The sequence below is a fragment of the Mesorhizobium sp. B2-3-7 genome (assembly GCF_006442695.1).
In the GTDB taxonomy this organism is placed as follows: Bacteria; Pseudomonadota; Alphaproteobacteria; order Rhizobiales; family Rhizobiaceae; genus Mesorhizobium.
In genome coordinates, this window is the sequence record NZ_VFVV01000001.1 from 495,851 (window position 1) to 512,772 (window position 16,922).

The window sequence follows — 16,922 nt, forward strand, 5'->3', positions numbered from 1 at the left end:
GCCCAGGCTCCGCATGAATAAACTACGCCACCGCCATCTGCTGCAAACTCACCAGCCTCTGGATGCCTTTCTTGGCCAGGCCCATCAGCTCGGCGAACTGCCCTTCCGAAAAGGGCTCGCCCTCGGCCGTGCCCTGGATCTCGACGATGCCGCCCTTGCCGGTCATGACGAAATTGGCGTCGGTGCCGGCGGAGGAATCCTCGAGATAGTCGAGGTCGATGACCGGCTGGCCGTCATGGATGCCGCAGGAAATCGCCGCGACATGGTCCTTCAGCACCTTGGCGACGCTCACCATCTGCCGCGCTTCCATCCAGCGCAGGCAATCGTAGAGCGCCACCCAGCCGCCGGTGATGGAGGCGGTGCGGGTGCCGCCATCGGCCTGGATGACGTCGCAGTCGACGGTGATCTGCTGCTCGCCCAGCGCCTGCAGGTCGACCACGGCGCGCAGCGAGCGGCCGATCAGCCGCTGGATCTCCAGCGTGCGCCCGCCCTGCTTGCCGGCGGAGGCCTCGCGGCGCATGCGCTCGCCTGTCGAGCGCGGCAGCATGCCGTATTCGGCCGTCACCCAGCCTTTCCCGGAATTGCGCATCCAGCCCGGCACCTTTTCCTCCAGGCTTGCCGTGCACAAGACATGCGTGTCGCCGAACTTCACCAGGCACGAGCCTTCGGCATGTTTGGAGACGCCGCGCTCGAAGGAGATGGCGCGCATTTCGTCGAACTGGCGTTTGGAGGGGCGCATTCGGCCTGCTTTCTTGTCAGCTTTTTTGAATCTTGGCCGGCTTTTAGACGCATGCGGGGCACGGCGTAAAGGAAAATGGACCGGCGGCCGCAAACGCGGCGACACCGGGGCGATCGCGCAACACGACACCGGGTTGCGCGCAGCGCCGCGAAGTCTATATCCTTGAACCGGAGGTTATGGCCGCAATGACCAAGGCAGTCGATCCCGCTTCGCAGTCGCTCGCTCTTCACACGCCGGCACTTCAGGCGCCCGCACTTCAGGCGCTCGACATGCGTTCGCGCGACATCTTCCGGCGTATCGTCGATTCCTATCTGAGGGACGGCGAGCCCGTGGGATCGCGCAGCCTCTCGCGCATCCTGCCGTCCTCGCTGTCGCCCGCCACCATCCGCAACGTGATGAGCGATCTCGAACATCTCGGCCTGATCTACGCGCCGCACATCTCGGCCGGTCGCCTGCCGACGCAGGCCGGTCTGCGCTTCTTCGTCGACGCCTTCATGGAACTGGGCGACCTCTCCGACGAGGAGCGGCGCAGCATCGAGGCGCAGGTGCGAGCCTCCGGCTCGGGCGCCACGCTGGAACACATGCTGACCGAGGCCAGCCAGATGCTGTCGGGCATGTCGCGCGGCGCCGGCCTGGTGCTGGCCGCCAAGAACGAGGTGGCGCTCAAGCACATCGAGTTCATCCAGCTCGAACCGACCAAGGCGCTGACCGTGATGGTGTCGCAGAACGGCGACGTCGAGAACCGGGTCATCGATCTGCCGGCCGGCATCACCGTCTCGCAATTGCACGAGGCCTCGAATTTCCTCAACGCCCATATTCGCGGCCGTACGCTGGCCGAGGCGCGGGCGGAGGTCGAGCGTATCAAGGAAGAGACAAGGGCAGCGCTCGACACGCTGTCGCAGGACCTGGTGGAGAAAGGGCTGGCGGTGTGGGCCGGCGCGGAAAGCGGCCTGCCGGCGCGCCTGATCGTGCGCGGCCGCGCCAATCTGCTCGAAAACGTCACCGCCCAGGCCGACATCGAACTCCTGCGCCACCTGTTCGAGGACATGGAGACTCAGGACGGGCTGATCCAGCTGCTCGACCTCGCCGAGGCGGGACCGGGCGTGCGCATCTTCATCGGCTCGGAAAATAAGCTTTTCTCGCTCTCCGGCTCGTCGCTGGTCGTGGCACCCTACCGCGACAAGGACGCCCGCGTCGTCGGCGCGCTCGGCGTCATCGGCCCGACCCGGCTCAACTATGCCCGCATTGTCCCGATGGTCGACTATACGGCGCAGCTGATATCGCGCATGCTGCGCTGAGAGCTGGGATCGATCCAGACGGCCGAGGAGAGAAAAGATGGCGCTGGAATCGTTCAAGGCCCAGATCAGCCTGCTGCTGGAGGAGATGGTCAACCAGCCTGAGGATGTGCGCGAAGTGCAGGAGCAATTGCGCGAGAAGCTGCGCGAAATCCGCGCCATGGGCATGCCGCTGCCGGCCGATCTCGTCGAACTGGAAAAGAACCTCGACGCCGATCTCGATCTCGACGCGGATAGCTGACCCGAATTCCTTCAACTCCCCGTGTCGTCCGGAACGACTGCCGAGCCCGCCCGTTCCCTTGATGCATGTGACTTCGGTCTTGGGACAACGACATGCATGAAGAAGCGAGAAGCTGGAGACTGGGATGATCCGACTTGCCGGCGCCGTGGTAATCGCTGCTGCCTTGCTTTTCGCCGCGACGGCATTGGCCCAGCAGGCAGAGCCGGTTCTGAAGGGCGCGGCCGCATTCGGTGACTGGCGGGCCGACGAGCCGGGCGTGCGCCGGCTGATCAGCCCGCAGGACCAGCCCAGGCCCTATGTCACCAGATCCGCCTCGAACAGCGCCGGTCCGGTGCAAAGGCCGCAAGGCGCCGAGCCGCGGCTGTCGGCGGGCTTTTCGGCGGAACTGATCGCTTCGGGCATCGATAATCCGCGCGTCGTGCGCATCGCCCCCAACGGCGACCTGTTCGTCGCCGACAGCGAGGCCAACCAGATCCGCGTCTACCGTCTCGGCGAGGGCAGCGCGAAACCTGTCAGGGACGGCATCTTCGCCCGCAATCTCAACCAGCCCTACGGCATCGCCTTCTACCCGCCAGGGGACAACCCGCAATGGGTCTATGTCGCCAACAGCGACAGCATCGTGCGCTTTCCCTACCGCGATGGCGACCTGAAGGCCTCCGGCGAGCCGGAAACCATCGTCCGCGATATTCCGGCCACTCATCACTGGACCCGCGACATCGCCTTCTCGCCGGACGGGAAGACGCTGTATCTCTCGGTCGGCTCCGGCTCGAACGCCGCCCAGGACATGGCAAGGAAACCGCGGGGCGGGCTCGACGCCTGGGCCAGGTCGAAGCCGCTCGGCGCCACCTGGGGCGCGGAGGAAGGCCGCGCCGACATCAGGGCTTTCGACCCGGACGGTAGGAATGGCCGCATCGTTGCCACCGGCCTGCGCAATTGTTCGGGCATGGCCGTCCAGCCGGCGGCGGGCGCGCTGTGGTGCGTGGTCAACGAGCGCGACGCGCTCGGCGACAACGTGCCGTTCGAATATGCGACCGAAGTGAAGGAAGGCGCCTTCTACGGCTGGCCCTGGTACTATATCGGCGACAATGAGGATCCGCGCCACAAGGGCGCGCGTCCCGACCTTGCCGGCAAGGTCACCGTCCCCGACATTCTGATGCAGGCGCATTCGGCGCCGCTCAACATCGCCTTCTACGACGGCAGGAATGTCCGCGCAGGATCCGGTTTTCCGGCCGAATACAGGGGCGACGCCTTCGTCGCCCTGCACGGTTCGTGGAATCGCGGCAACAGGACCGGCTACAAGGTGGTGCGGCTCAAGTTCAAGGACGGCAAGCCGACCGGCGAATATGAGGATTTCATGACCGGCTTCGTCACCTCCGGCGGCGAGGTCTGGGGCCGGACGGTCGGCGTGGCGGTGGCGAGCGACGGCGCGCTGATCGTCACCGAGGACGGCAACGGCACCATCTGGCGCGTGACCTACGGCGACGGCCGGTCCTGATCCGCTGGGAGGCCTCGAGCACGGGGCATGCCTGGTGCAACCAAATCCGGCTCCAGGCAATTCCCGCCCGCGAAACTCTGTGCGACAAGGCGCCGTCCCAGCAGTTTCGCGGACGCAAGGCTCAATCCATGACCCTCACCGGCTTTCTCGCCTACAGCGCCGCCCTCGGCTTGGCCGCGGCCATTCCCGGCCCCGGCATCACCGCGCTTGTGGCGCGCGCGCTCGGTTCCGGCTTCCGCTCGTCGCTGGCCATGTCCTTCGGCCTGATGCTCGGCGACCTCCTTTATCTCACCGCCGTGGTGCTTGGGCTTGCCTTTGTCGCGCAGACCTTCGGCCTGGTGTTCCTCGCCGTCAAATGGGCCGGCGTCGCCTATCTCGCCTTCCTCGGCTGGCGCTTCTGGACCGCCGGCATCACGCCCGAGACGGTCGAGGCCAGGAAAGGCAAGGGCGGGCTAGCGTCGAGCTTCCTCGCCGGCCTGACGGTGACGCTCGGCAATCCGAAGACGATGATCTTCTATCTCGCCATCACGCCGACCATCGTCGACCTCAAGACCATCACGCTGGCCGACTACGGCATCCTCGCCGCACTCACCGTCCTCGTCCTGTTCGTGGTGCTGGTGCCTTATCTGGCGCTGGCGGCCAAGGCGCGCTGGTTCCTGCGCTCGCCGCGCGCCCTGAAGGCGCTGAACCGCACCGCGGCCGGTTTCATGGTCGGCGCGGCGGCGGCGATCGCCGCCCGCCAATAGGGCCATTTTTGCCAAGGCATTCCGCCGGACTGGCTTTTGCGGGAACGCTTTTCCGAGGCCGAGGCGTTTTAGACACGGGCCCCACTCGGATATTTTCGGGCGACGGTCTATCTTGCGTCCGTGGAAGGCCTATCTTGGCGGCCATCCGTCTGAGATCAGTTCCATCCGCCTGACATTCTGGGAGCCAAACCAATGAACAAGTTCGCCGCCTCCGCTCGTGTTCCCGGCCGTGGCCGCATCTACAATTCCATCACCGATACGATCGGCGACACGCCACTGGTGCGGCTCGACAAATTCGCCAAGGAGAAGGGCATCGTTGCCCATCTCCTTGCCAAGCTCGAATTCTTCAACCCGATCGCCTCGGTCAAGGACCGTATCGGCGTGGCGATGATCGAGGCGCTCGAGGCATCGGGCAAGATCGCTCCCGGCAAGACGACGCTGATCGAGCCGACTTCGGGCAATACCGGCATAGCGCTTGCCTTCGCTGCCGCCGCCAAGGGCTACAAGCTGATCCTCACCATGCCCGAGACCATGTCGGTCGAGCGCCGCAAGATGCTGGCGCTGCTCGGCGCCGAACTGGTGCTGACCGAAGGGCCGAAAGGCATGAAGGGCGCCATCGCCAAGGCCGACGAACTGGCGGCCACCATCCCCAACGCCATCATCCCGCAGCAGTTCGAGAACCCGGCCAATCCCGAGATCCATCGCACGACGACTGCCGAGGAGATCTGGAACGACACCCATGGCGAGGTCGACATCATCGTCTCCGGCATCGGCACCGGCGGCACCATCACCGGCGTCGGCCAGGTGCTGAAGAAGCGCAAGCCTTCGCTGCATGTCGTCGCGGTCGAACCGGAAACCTCGCCGGTGCTGTCGGGCGGCCAGCCTGGCCCGCACAAGATCCAGGGCATCGGCGCCGGCTTCGCGCCAAAAATCCTCGACACCACCATCTATGACGAAATCGTCACGGTCTCGAACGAGGATTCGGTCGCCAATGCCCGCCTCGTCGCCCGGCTGGAAGGCGTGCCGGTCGGCATCTCCTCGGGCGCCGCTTTGCAGGCGGCGATCGTCGTCGGCTCGCGGCCGGAGAACAAGGGCAAGAACCTGGTGGTGATCATCCCGTCCTTCGCCGAGCGCTATTTGTCGACGATCCTGTTCGAAGGGCTGGGCGCTTAGGGTCTTCGTTGGGCGAAGCGATACGACGCGTCGCCTGTCAAGTTTCGACACGCCCCCTGCCGAGCGCCTAACACAAAGGTGCTTAGCCTGGCCCGCTGAAAAAACCCGCCGTGGCGGATGCCACGGGCTTGAGCAGCGCCCTGCTTCCGGTTCATATCGCCCCCGGCCCCCGCAGGGCCGGCGGAGGACCTCATGTACAAGCTCTACACCCGTCCCGGCAGCGGCGGCTTCGTTGTCGAGGCGGCCCTGGCGCTGGCCAAGGCGCCGTTCGAGCAGATCGACGTACCGAAATCCGATCGGCCCGATCCCGCTTTCCTCCACATCAGCCCGCTGAACCAGGTGCCGGTGCTGACCTTGCCGGACGGCCGCTCGCTGACCGAATCGGCGGCCATCTGCATCCTGCTCGCCGAACGCCATCCGCGGGCCGGGCTGGCGCCGGCGGCCGATGAACCGGCCCGCGCCGACTTCCTGCGCTGGATGGCGTTCATGTCGTCCGCCCTCTATCCGGCGGTGCTGCGTTTCTACTACGCGCCGCGCTACACGGCCGACGCCGACGGCGCCAAGGCCGTCAAGCAGGCGGCCGTGGCCGAGATGGACCGCGGCTTTGCCGTCGTCGATGCCGCCTTGCGCGGCCGCGACTGGCTGGCAGGCGAGGCGATGTCGGTGGCCGATATCTATTTGGCCATGCTGGTGGCCTGGCATCCCGACAGCGGCAAGGCACGCACTGCCTGGCCCGACATCGAACGCCTGTGGGCCAGGCTTCGCGAGCACCCGCTGATGAAGACGCTCAACGCATCGCACGAAATGTGGCCGGGCTGAACAATTCATCGGCAAAGCACCGCGCTCAGGCATTTCAATGCCTGAGCGTCGCGCGTTTTCCCTGCAGGAAGCGGCGTACCGCCGGATCGCTTTCAAGGCCGATCGCACGGTCATAGGCTTCGACCGCCTGCGGCACCTGGCCGAGCCTGGCCAGAAGGCCGGCGCGCGCTGCCCAATAGGGCTGGTAATCATTGAGCCGCTTGTCGTCGCCAAGCACGTACAGCGCCGCCAGCCCCGCCACGGCGCCCTCGGCTTCGGCGATCGCCACCGCGCGGTTGATCGCCACCACGGGCGATCGTGCGATCGAAAGCAACGCGTCGTAGAATTCGCGGATCGCCACCCAGTCGGTCTCGCCGCTCAGCCGCCGCGCCGCGTGAACGGACTGCACGGCCGCCTCGAGCTGGTAGCGGCCGATCACGCCCATGGAGGCGGCGCGGCCGAGCAGGGTTTCCGCCTCGTCGATCAAGGCATGATCCCAAAGCGCATGATCCTGCTCGGCGAGCGGCACATAATCTCCGGACCCATCGCGGCGCGCGGTACGGCGCGCCTCGGCGAACAGCATCAGCGCAAGCAGGCCCAGCGCCTCCGGTTCGTCCGGCAGCAGCGAGGCCACCAGCCTGCCGAGCCAGATCCCTTCGGTGGCCAGGTTCCGGCGCCGCGTCTCTGTGCCCGCCGGGTCGGACCAGCCCTCGGCGAAGGTCGCGTATATGGCCTCCAGCACGGTATCCAGGCGCTCGCCGAGTTCGGCCCGCTCCGGTACGCGGAACGGAATGCCGGCTTCACGGATGCGGGCCTTGGCCCGCACCAGGCGCTGGCCCATTGTCGCCGGCGGAACCAGGAAGGCGGAGGCGATCGTCGCGGCGTCGAAACCAAGCACGGCCTGCAGGATCAGCGGCGCGCGCACGCCAGGTTCGATCGCCGGATGCGCGCAGGCGAACATCAGCCGCAGCCGTTCGTCGGGCAGGTCCTGGTCGGTCATGCACGCCTCCGCCTCCTCGGCAATCAGCTTGAGATGGTCGCGGCCGGCTTCGCTGGTGAGCCGCCGCCGCACCGCGTCGACACGCCGCCGCCTTGCCACGGCAAGCAGCCAGGCCTCCGGCTTTTCGGGCACGCCGGTTCGTGGCCAGCGTTCGAGCGCCGCTGCAAAGGCGTCGGCCAGCGCGTCCTCGGCGGCGGCCACGTCGCGCGTGGGCGCCGCGAGCCAGGCGACCAGCTTGCCGTAGCTTTGCCGGGCGGCGGCCTCGGCGGCTGCCCGGGCAATCTGCGAGCTGCTGTCCATCACATCGTCATTTCTTGGGCATGTATTCGGCCATTTCCCAAATCGGCCGCAACTCGACCGTGCCTGTGCTGGCCGCCGGGCAGCGCGCCGCCCATTCGATGGCGGTATCGATGTCGGCCGCTTCGATCATGTAGAAGCCGGCAAGCTGCTCCTTGGTGTCGGCATAGGGGCCGTCGATCACGTTGGTCTTGCCGTCGGTGATCCGCACCGAGGTGGTTGCCTGAGTCGGGCGCAGCCTTTCTCCGGCCAGCCACGCGCCGGATTTCTTCAACGCTTCGGTATAGGCGCCATAGGCCGCGCTCATCTGTTGAGCCTTCTCGATCGGCGTGTTCGCCAGTGCGGCTTCGTCGTTGTTGATCAAAAGCATGTATCGCATGGGTCTTCTCCCGTGGTTTCGTAGGCCGCGTCCTTGCGAGCCGGACATATGTCGCGCGGCAAGGGCCGATTTCGACAGGTGCCGGAAAAAATCTTTCGGCCACGGTCGCGTCCCGCGCAAGCCGGGAGCTGTTTCCGCATCCATTCAACCGTTCGTCTAATGAATGCAATTGCGGGTTGGCATTTGCGGCCCGCCGTCTAAACTTGGCCGGTTCGCATCGAGGAGGTGGTGCGGCAGCCAATATTTCAGGGAGGAAACCGGATGTTCCATTTCAGAACGAAGTTCGTTGCGGCCGGCGCAATGGCGCTATCGCTTGGGCTCGGCATTGCCTCGGCCAGGGCACAGGAATTCATCAACGTGCTGACCGGCGGCACGTCGGGCGTCTACTACCCGCTCGGCGTGGCGCTGTCGGAAATCTACAGCAAGGGCATCGCAGGCGCCCGCACCCAGGTGCAGGCCACCAAGGCTTCGGTCGAGAACCTCAACCTGCTGCAGCAGGGCAAGGGCGAGATCGCCTTCGCGCTCGGCGATTCCGTCAAGATGGCCGCCGAAGGCAATGCCGAGGCCGGCTTCCCCGGCAAGCTCGACAAATTGCGCGGCATCGCCGCCATCTACCCCAACTATATCCAGATCGTCGCCAGCCAGGAATCCGGCATCAAGACGCTGGCCGACCTCAAGGGCAAGAGCCTGTCGGTCGGCGCGCCGGCCTCCGGCACCGAGCTCAACGCGCGTGCCATCTTTGCCGCCGCCGGCCTGAAATACGAGGATCTCGGCCGGGTCGAATACCTGCCCTTCGCCGAATCGGTCGAGCTGATCAAGAACCGCCAGCTCGATGCCACGCTGCAGTCGGCCGGCCTCGGGGTCGCCTCGATCCGCGATCTCGCCACCTCGGTGCCGATCAACGTCGTCGCGGTGCCGGCCGAGGATGTCGCCAAGATCGGCGCCCCCTATCTGTCGGTGGTTATCCCCAAGGGCACCTATGAGGGCCAGGCCGAGGACGTCGCGACCGCGGCCGTCGGCAATTTCCTCGTCACCCGCGCCGATGTTTCCGACGAGACGGCCTATCAGATGACCAAGCTGATGTTCGAGCATCTCGACCAACTAGCCGCCGCCCACGCCGCCGCCAAGGCGATCGACCCTGCCAAGGCGCTCGACGGCATGCCGGTGCCGCTGCATCCGGGCGCGGAACGCTATTACAAGGAGAAGGGGCTGCTGAAGTAGGCGGAGGACTATCTGAGATGTCTTCGCACTGTCATTCGCTCATTTTGGAGTGCATCGGATGAGCGAAACAACGCATGGAACGACAGCCGACGGCAAATCCTCCACCTTCCATCTCCCCGTCGCCGAAGAGCAGGTCGAAGGCTTGCCGCCGGGCTTTGGCGAGGGCATCGCCGGCAAGGCTGCCTTCCTCATCGCCGTCGCCTTTTCCGTGTTCCAGATCTACGTCGCCGCCTATGGCAGCATCCCGAGCCAGGTGGTGCGGGCCATGCATGTCGGTTTCCTGCTGCTGCTCGGCTTTGGCCTGATCGCCAACCTGCGCGCCCGAAGCCTGCCGGCCAAGGCCGTGTTCTGGGCGTTCGGCGTGCTCGGCTTCGGCACCGGCCTCTACAATTGGGTGTTCTACACCGACCTCATCCGCCGCTCCGGTTTCCTCACCACGCCGGATCTTGTCGTCGGCGCGGTGCTGGTGGTGCTGGTCTTCGAGGCGGCCCGGCGGCTGATGGGACTGCCGCTGGCGATCATCGCTTTCATCTTTCTCGCCTATTGTTTCGTCGGCAACCATCTGCCGCCGCCCTTCATCCATCGCGGCTACGATTTCGCCCAGCTCGTCGACACTTTCGCCTACGGCACCGAAGGCATATACGGCACGCCGGTCTATGTCTCGGCCGCCTATATCTTCATCTTCGTCGTCTTCGCCGCCTTCCTCGAACGCGCCGGCATGATCGCGCTGTTCAACGATTTCGCGCTCGGCCTGGTCGGCTCGTGGCGCGGCGGCCCGGCGCAGGTCTGCGTTTTGTCCTCGGCGCTGATGGGCACCATCTCCGGCTCCGGCGTTGCCAATGTCGTGGCCAGCGGCCAGTTCACCATCCCGCTGATGAAGCGCTTCGGCTTCCGCTCGGCCTTCGCCGGCGCCGTCGAGGCGACCTCCTCGATGGGCGGCCAGATCATGCCGCCGGTGATGGGCGCGGTCGCCTTCATCATGGCCGAGACGCTGAACATCCCCTATGCCGAAGTGGTCAAGGCGGCGATCATCCCGGCGCTGCTCTATTTCGGCGCCTGTTTCTGGCAGGTGCATCTGGAAGCCGGCAAGGCCGGCCTGCACGGCATGGCCAAGGCCGAACTGCCCAATCCCTGGGATGCCGTGCGCCAGCACTGGCCGCTGGTGCTGCCGCTGGCGGCCCTCATCTATCTCCTGTTTGCCGGCTACACACCGATCTTCGCCGGCACGATGGGGCTGGCGCTGACCATCGTGCTCATCCTCGGCACCCCACTGGCGGCCCTGATCGGACCGCTCGCCTTCCGCGTCGTCTTCTGGCTGGCGCTCGGGCTTGCCGCCGCCTCGTTCATGCGCTTCGGCGTCAACATACTCGGCCTCGTCATCGCCGCTCTCGTCGTCGCCTGCTTCGCCTTCAAGGGCGGGCGCGAAACGCTGCGGATCTGCGTGGATTCACTTGCCGAAGGGGCTAAGAACGCGCTGCCGGTCGGCATCGCCTGCGCCATCGTCGGCATCGTCATCGGCACGCTGACGCTCACCGGCATCGCCTCCACTTTCATCGGCTGGATCATCTCCATCGGCCAGGACAATCTGTTCCTGTCCCTGGTGCTGACCATGCTCACCTGCCTGGTGCTTGGCATGGGCATCCCGACCATTCCCAACTACATCATCACCTCCTCGCTGGCCGGCCCGGCGCTGCTGTCGCTCGGCGTGCCGCTGGTGGTCAGCCACATGTTCGTCTTCTACTTCGGCATCATGGCCGATCTCACGCCGCCGGTGGCGCTGGCCGCCTTCGCGGCCGCCCCGATGGCCAGGGAAAGCGGCCTCAAGATCGGCATCCAGGCGACCAAGCTTGCCATTGCCGGCTTCGTCGTGCCGTTCATGGCGGTCTACACGCCGGCGCTCATGCTGCAGGATCCAGGCCCGATCGCCGCCCAGTTCGGCTACCCCGTCGAGGTCGCCTACATCGTCGTCAAGGCGTGCATGGGCATCGTGCTGTGGGGCGCCGCCGCCGTCGGCTTCCTTGCCAGGCGCATGGCGTGGTGGGAACGGCTCATCGCCTTCTGTGCCGGCGTGCTGCTGGTCGCGGCGATCCCGCTCACCGACGAGACAGGCTGGGCATTGTCGTTTGCCTGGATCGGCTGGCATTTCTGGCGTGCGCGGCGGGCGACGGCCCAAGCATGAGCCTGTGTATCCTTGCCGCCGGCAAGACGGTGACGCTGGCGGCCGCCGCCTTCACCCTCTCCTGGACGCACTCGGTGGAGCGCACGCGCTGGGAGGAACACTGGAAGGTGATGCCTTCCGGCCTGCAAGTCACCGAGGCGCGCATAAAGGGCTCGGGCGCCGGCATGGAACCACCGGAGGGCGCGGTGCTGCGAGACGGCTGGTGGGTCTATGCTCCGAAGGTCGGGCCGCAGCGAAGCCTTATGCTCGCCGCCTCCGGCGCGACCGGTGATGGTTGGACACTGTGCGCAGATCAGGGTTGCCGAGAACTCGGCAAGGTGGCCGGCGGCACGATCGTGCTGGAGCCGTGTGCTCCGGACGGCACGAGCCTGCCGCGGTAGCGCACGATCATCCCGGCTGGAGCCGACGCCGTCGAAGACGGTCAGCGGATGGCTTGCATCGAAGGGTATTCAGAAGGACGGGTTGGACTGGGCCCGACTGGACTGGGCCCGACTGGACTGGGGCCGACTGGACTGGGGCCGACTGGACTGGGGCCGACTGGACTGGAGAAGGTCGCTTACGCGGGCCTCGGCGGCTCGTGTCCTGAGACATTAAGCCGGCGAAGGCGGTCTCAAAGCCGCGGCGATGTCGCACGCCGCCGATCGGCGAAGGTCGGGCGCTCGGCGCGATAGGTGGTGGCGCGCGACTCGACGTCAGGCCTGCAGATGCGGCTGTTGTGTCGGCTCTCGAAAGTCATGGTCAGTGCGCGCCCAGCGAGGTGCCGCGACGAGCGCAGGCCGGGCCCGGCCCGCGCATGTAGTAGCGCTCGGGCCGATAGGTCGGCGCGACGAATTCGCGGATGGCTGCGGCATAGCCGATGAGGTGCGTGAGGAAGTTCATTTTACCTGTCCCTGTCCCGACTTTCGGGTGTCCCTTCCGAATTGCGGAAATCATAGCGTCGAGGCGTGAATAGTCGGTGAACGCGATGTTAATTTCTGGTCGAAAACCCGTCGCTTCATGGCCGGAATGCGGCTGATTCGGGGTCTTTCCACGCCTTTTGTCGCCATTTCGGCGTGTGTGACTTTTGCATCACATATGTTTCGTTTGGATGTCGCCTGGGTGCGGTTGCGTTTCAGCTTTCGCCCTGGCGGGAGAATTTTCCTTGCTCGCCGCCGCAAGTCCGGAACCCGGCCTGGGACGAGACGTTGATTCTTCGAGCCGGCATGGCCGGCCCATGGGGCCGCCGACCTGCGGCCCCACGCTAACCCGCAACCGCAAGAGCAAAGGAAGGGCCGCAATCATGGGCTTCTTTTCGAAGGACATCAAAACCCTGGACGACCTCTTCGTGCACACGCTGCGCGACATCTATTATGCCGAAAAGCAGATCGAGAAGGCATTGCCGAAGATGATCGACAAGGCGACGGATCCGCAGCTGAAGGCCGGCTTCGAGAAACATCTCGAGCAGACCAGGGGCCATGTCGAGCGCGTCGAGCAGGTGTTCGAACTGCACGGCGTCAAGGCCAAGGAGGTCAACTGCCCGGCCATAGACGGCATCCTCGAGGAAGCCGACGACGTCAGCGGCGACGTCGACGACAAGGAGGTGCTGGATGCGGCGCTGATCGCCTCGGCGCAAGCGGTCGAGCACTATGAGATGACCCGCTATGGCACCTTGATCGCCTGGGCCAAGCAGCTTGGCCGCAGCGACTGCGCCAACGTGCTGGCCAAGAACCTCAAGGAAGAGCAGGCGACGGATCGAAAGCTGACCGAAATAGCGGAAAGCAAGATCAACCTGCAGGCCGCCGAATAGGGGCTGAAAGAGCCGGGGCCGGTGGCAATCGCGCCGGCCTTGGCTCGACCGGATTGGAACCGTTGGGGTCGTCGTCCGTTCCAGCCAGGTCTTTCTCTACAGGAAATCATCATGGCGCCGCGTCCCGCCTGGAGAGGCTATCTGAAGCTTTCGCTGGTCACCTGCGCCATCGAACTGACCAATGTCGTCACCCATGCCGAGAAGGCCTCTTTTCGCATCCTCAACCGTGAGACGGGCAACACGGTGAAGCGGATCTATGTCGACGCCGAAACCGGCAAGCCGCTTGAGGATGGCGACGAGATAAAGGGCTACGAGGACGACGATGGCAAGTTCATCCACATCGAAGAGGACGAGATCGAGGCCATCCAGATCGAGTCCTCGCACACAATGAGCCTCGACGGCTTCGTCGACAAATCCTCCATCGAGCAGATCTATCTCGATACGCCCTATTACGTCGCGCCGGCCGACAAGGTCTCGCAGGACGCTTTCGCCGTCATCCGCGACGCGATGGCCGGCAAGAAGATGGCGGGCCTGGCGCGCATCGTGCTCTATCGGCGCGAACGTCCCGTGCTCATCGAACCGCTCGGCAAGGGCATGGTGCTGACGACGTTGCGCTACGACAACACGGTGCGCCAGCCGGACACCGTCTTCGGCGACATCGAATCGGTAAAGACGGATCAGGAGATGACCGATCTGGCCGAGCTCATCATCGACAAGAAGAAAGCGAAGTTCGATCCCTCGAAATTCGAGGACAAATACGAGGATGCGCTGCTCGAATTGATCCGCGCCAAGAAGGCGGGCCGCAAGGCGCCGAAGGCCAAGGCGGCGCCCAAGCCGTCCAATGTCGTCAATCTTTTCGATGCGCTGAAGAAGAGCCTTTCGTCGGATGGCGGATCGGGCGAACGTCGCGGCAAGGCCTCGGCGAAAGCCAAGCCGGCGGCCAAACGCGGCAAGCCTAAAGAAGCCGCGCCCAAGCGCAAATCGGCGTGAGGACACGTAGCGATGGCCAGCCTCGAACAATATCATGCCAAGCGCGATTTCAGGAAAACCGCCGAACCCTCCGGCAAGGTCGCCCGCGGCAAGAAGAGCGAGGCCGGCGGCATCTTCGTCATCCACAAGCACGCCGCGACCAGGCTGCATTACGACCTGCGCCTCGAACATGCCGGTGTGCTGTGGAGTTGGGCGGTGACGCGCGGGCCCAGCCTCGATCCGCACGAGAAACGGCTCGCCGTGCATGTCGAGGACCATCCGATCGACTATGCGCCGTTCGAGGGCACCATTCCCAAGGGCGAATATGGCGCCGGCTCGGTCATCGTCTGGGACGAGGGCACATGGGTGCCCGAGGGCGATCCGGCCAAGGCGATGAAGAAGGGCCATATCAACTTCGAGCTCAACGGCCACAAGCTGCACGGCCGCTGGCACCTGGTGCGGCTGAGACCGCGCCCCGGCGAGAAGCGCGACAACTGGCTGCTGATCAAGTCGGACGATGGCGCGGCGCGCCCGGGCGAGGATATTCTGGAGGAAGCGCCGAAATCGGTGAAGTCGGGCCTGACGATCGAGGAGGTCGGGGCGGGCAAGGCCGCGAAAGGGGAGAAGGCGAAAGTCTGGCACTCCAACAAACCGGCCGCCGCCCAGGCCAAGGCCGGACACGCAAAGCGCCTCGACTTCATCGAGCCGCAACTGGCCACGCTCGAGCGGGAAGCGCCGCCGGGCGAGGACTGGCTGCATGAGGTCAAGTTCGACGGCTATCGCATGCAGGCGCAGATCGCCGGCACGGACGTGCGGCTGCTCACCCGCACCGGCCTCGACTGGACGAAGAAATTCGGCGACGCGCTCGTCGCCGAGCTCGCCGGATTGAAATGCAGCGACGCCATCATCGACGGCGAGATCGTGGTGCTGGCCGACAGCGGCGTCTCTTCCTTCGCGCTTTTGCAGGCCGACCTGTCGGCGAAGCGCACGGATCGCTTCATCTACTACGTCTTCGACCTGATGCGGCTGAATGGGCGGGACCTGCGCCGCGAGCCGCTGGTCGAGCGCAAGCAGGCCTTGCAGGAATTGCTGGCCGGCCAGCCGGAGGATTCGGCGGTCCGCTTCAGCGACCATTTCGCCGAGCCCGGCAAGGTCATGCTCGAGCATGCCTGCCGCATGGGACTGGAGGGCGTCGTCTCCAAGCGCGCCGACGCGGTCTACCGCAGCGGGCGCGGGCCGTCCTGGGTGAAGTCGAAATGCACGCTGCGACAGGAGTTCGTCATCGCCGGCTACCTGCCGTCCGACAAGACCGGGCGCGGGCTGCGTTCGCTGCTGCTTGGCTATTTCGAGGCCGGCAAGCTGCACTATGCCGGCCGCGTCGGCACCGGCTTCTCGACCGGCGGCGCCAATGCCCTGAAGAAGAAGCTCGATGCGCTGCAAACGAAGTCGTCGCCCTTCGACAAGGCCGTGCCGAGGGGCAAGGGCCTGGTCTGGGTGAAGCCGGAGCTTGTCGGCGAAGTGGAGTTCCGCAGTTGGACCTCCGACCGTATAGTACGCCACGCCTCGTTCCAGGGGCTGCGCGAGGACAAGCCGGCGGAGGAAGTCGTGCAGGAAAAGCCGAAGGCACCGACAGGCAAAAGCACGGCCCGGGCCAAGCCGGCGTCAAGCGGCGCAACGCCGGCAAGGGCGGCAACCACCACGGTGAAGCTGTCCCACCCAGAAAAGCTGCTGTGGCCCGACGAAAAGATATCCAAGCAGGGGCTGCTCGATCATTACGCGCTGGTGTGGCCGCGCATGAAACAATTCGTGGTCAACCGCCCGCTCAGCCTGGTCAGGGCCCCCGACGGTGTCGGCGGCCAGCGCTTCTTCCAGAAGCATGCCTCGCCAGGCATGCATGACAAGATCGAGAAAACGAGGGATCCCACGGATGGCGAGGAAATCCTGTTTATCCGTGACTTCGACGGCGTCGCGGCACTTGTCCAGCTCGGCGTGGTCGAGATCCACATCTGGGGTTGCACCATCGACGAGCTCGAACGACCTGACCAGATCGTCTTCGATCTCGACCCCGATGAAGGCGTCGACGTGAAGGCGGTGCGGGCGGCGGCACTCGACATAAGGGGCAAGCTTGACGAGCTGTCGCTGCCCAATTTCGTCAAGACGTCGGGTGGCAAGGGCTTTCATATCGTCGTGCCGCTGAAGCCGTCGGCCAACTGGGAGGAGGTGAAAGGCTTCGCCCATGATTTCGCGCGCGCGCTGGAACAGGGCGCGCCCGACCGCTACACCGCGACGCTGTCCAAGAAGGCGCGCACCGGCAAGATATTCGTCGACTATCTGCGCAATGGCAGCGGCGCGACCACGGTGGCGCCCTACTCGTCGCGGGCCAAGAAGGGTGCCACGGTGTCGATGCCGGTGACCTGGGCCGAGATCGAAGCCGGCCTGCCGCCGAACGCATTCCCCATCGGCGACAAGACGACGCTGAAGCAACTCGCGGAAGCCGATCCGTGGAAGGATTTCTTCAAGAAGGGGAAGGTGTTGAAGCGGGGGTAATCCTGCCCGCATTTGCAGCGCGGCGATCCTTCGCGCCTGTCCCGCCGGCGAATCGAT

16 protein-coding genes are annotated in these 16,922 nt (G+C 65.4%); 12 read left to right on the forward strand and 4 right to left on the reverse strand.

Annotated features, from left to right (window positions below):
* Positions 1–22: 22 nt before the first annotated feature.
* A complete protein-coding gene (gene rph, locus FJ940_RS02550) occupies positions 23–739 on the reverse strand; it encodes a ribonuclease PH (RefSeq protein WP_140491814.1) in 717 nt (238 codons plus the stop codon).
* A gap of 185 nt (positions 740–924) precedes the next feature.
* Between rph and hrcA the strand changes: the two genes are divergently transcribed.
* The 6 genes from hrcA (at position 925) to FJ940_RS02580 (ending at position 6,508) form a co-directional block, all read left to right on the forward strand.
* A complete protein-coding gene (gene hrcA, locus FJ940_RS02555; protein WP_140524421.1) occupies positions 925–2,037 on the forward strand; it encodes a heat-inducible transcriptional repressor HrcA in 1,113 nt (370 codons plus the stop codon).
* Positions 2,038–2,074: 37 nt separating this feature from the next.
* Positions 2,075–2,275 (forward strand): hypothetical protein, encoded by a 201-nt coding sequence (locus FJ940_RS02560; protein ID WP_140491810.1) that lies wholly within the window; start codon positions 2,075–2,077, stop codon positions 2,273–2,275.
* A gap of 124 nt (positions 2,276–2,399) precedes the next feature.
* Positions 2,400–3,770, forward strand: a complete 1,371-nt coding sequence (locus tag FJ940_RS02565; protein WP_140655119.1) for a sorbosone dehydrogenase family protein — start codon at positions 2,400–2,402, stop codon at positions 3,768–3,770.
* A gap of 128 nt (positions 3,771–3,898) precedes the next feature.
* Positions 3,899–4,516: a LysE family translocator gene (locus FJ940_RS02570; protein WP_140514131.1), complete on the forward strand. Its 618-nt coding sequence runs from the start codon at positions 3,899–3,901 to the stop codon at positions 4,514–4,516.
* Between the two features lie 192 nt (positions 4,517–4,708).
* Positions 4,709–5,689 (forward strand): cysteine synthase A, encoded by a 981-nt coding sequence (cysK, locus tag FJ940_RS02575; protein WP_140514132.1) that lies wholly within the window; start codon positions 4,709–4,711, stop codon positions 5,687–5,689.
* Between the two features lie 192 nt (positions 5,690–5,881).
* A complete protein-coding gene (locus FJ940_RS02580; protein ID WP_140514133.1) occupies positions 5,882–6,508 on the forward strand; it encodes a glutathione S-transferase family protein in 627 nt (208 codons plus the stop codon).
* 34 nt (positions 6,509–6,542) lie between these two features.
* On the opposite strand, the gene FJ940_RS02585 is transcribed toward FJ940_RS02580, so the two are convergent.
* Both FJ940_RS02585 and FJ940_RS02590 read right to left on the reverse strand, forming a co-directional pair.
* Positions 6,543–7,787: an RNA polymerase sigma factor gene (locus tag FJ940_RS02585; RefSeq protein ID WP_140559153.1), complete on the reverse strand. Its 1,245-nt coding sequence runs from the start codon at positions 7,785–7,787 to the stop codon at positions 6,543–6,545.
* Positions 7,788–7,794: 7 nt separating this feature from the next.
* Positions 7,795–8,163 carry a YciI family protein gene (locus FJ940_RS02590; protein WP_140491798.1) on the reverse strand — a complete coding sequence of 123 codons (369 nt, stop codon included), beginning with the start codon at positions 8,161–8,163 and terminating at the stop codon, positions 7,795–7,797.
* A gap of 261 nt (positions 8,164–8,424) precedes the next feature.
* Between FJ940_RS02590 and FJ940_RS02595 the strand changes: the two genes are divergently transcribed.
* Genes FJ940_RS02595 through FJ940_RS02605 form a run of 3 tightly spaced genes read left to right on the forward strand, consistent with a single transcriptional unit; the run spans position 8,425 to position 11,943 of the window.
* The gene (locus tag FJ940_RS02595) at positions 8,425–9,384 is read left to right on the forward strand and encodes a TAXI family TRAP transporter solute-binding subunit (protein ID WP_140514134.1); all 960 of its coding nucleotides are present in this window, start codon (positions 8,425–8,427) and stop codon (positions 9,382–9,384) included.
* Positions 9,385–9,442: 58 nt separating this feature from the next.
* Positions 9,443–11,563: a TRAP transporter permease gene (locus tag FJ940_RS02600; protein ID WP_140524415.1), complete on the forward strand. Its 2,121-nt coding sequence runs from the start codon at positions 9,443–9,445 to the stop codon at positions 11,561–11,563.
* Complete coding sequence (locus FJ940_RS02605; protein ID WP_140524413.1) at positions 11,560–11,943, forward strand: DUF1850 domain-containing protein; 384 nt, start codon at positions 11,560–11,562, stop codon at positions 11,941–11,943. The genes FJ940_RS02600 and FJ940_RS02605 overlap by 4 nt, the downstream gene beginning before the upstream one ends.
* A 358-nt stretch (positions 11,944–12,301) precedes the next feature.
* On the opposite strand, the gene FJ940_RS02610 is transcribed toward FJ940_RS02605, so the two are convergent.
* Positions 12,302–12,442, reverse strand: a complete 141-nt coding sequence (locus FJ940_RS02610) for a hypothetical protein (protein ID WP_013892047.1) — start codon at positions 12,440–12,442, stop codon at positions 12,302–12,304.
* Positions 12,443–12,842: 400 nt separating this feature from the next.
* On the opposite strand from FJ940_RS02610, the gene FJ940_RS02615 reads away from it, so the two are divergent.
* From FJ940_RS02615 to ligD, 3 genes are all read left to right on the forward strand, one after another.
* Positions 12,843–13,349, forward strand: coding sequence for a ferritin-like domain-containing protein (locus FJ940_RS02615; protein ID WP_140491790.1), 507 nt, complete (start codon positions 12,843–12,845; stop codon positions 13,347–13,349).
* A 111-nt stretch (positions 13,350–13,460) separates the two neighbouring features.
* Positions 13,461–14,339, forward strand: a complete 879-nt coding sequence (locus FJ940_RS02620; protein ID WP_140655122.1) for a Ku protein — start codon at positions 13,461–13,463, stop codon at positions 14,337–14,339.
* Between the two features lie 12 nt (positions 14,340–14,351).
* Complete coding sequence (gene ligD, locus FJ940_RS02625) at positions 14,352–16,865, forward strand: DNA ligase D (RefSeq protein ID WP_140655125.1); 2,514 nt, start codon at positions 14,352–14,354, stop codon at positions 16,863–16,865.
* Positions 16,866–16,922 lie beyond the last annotated feature (57 nt).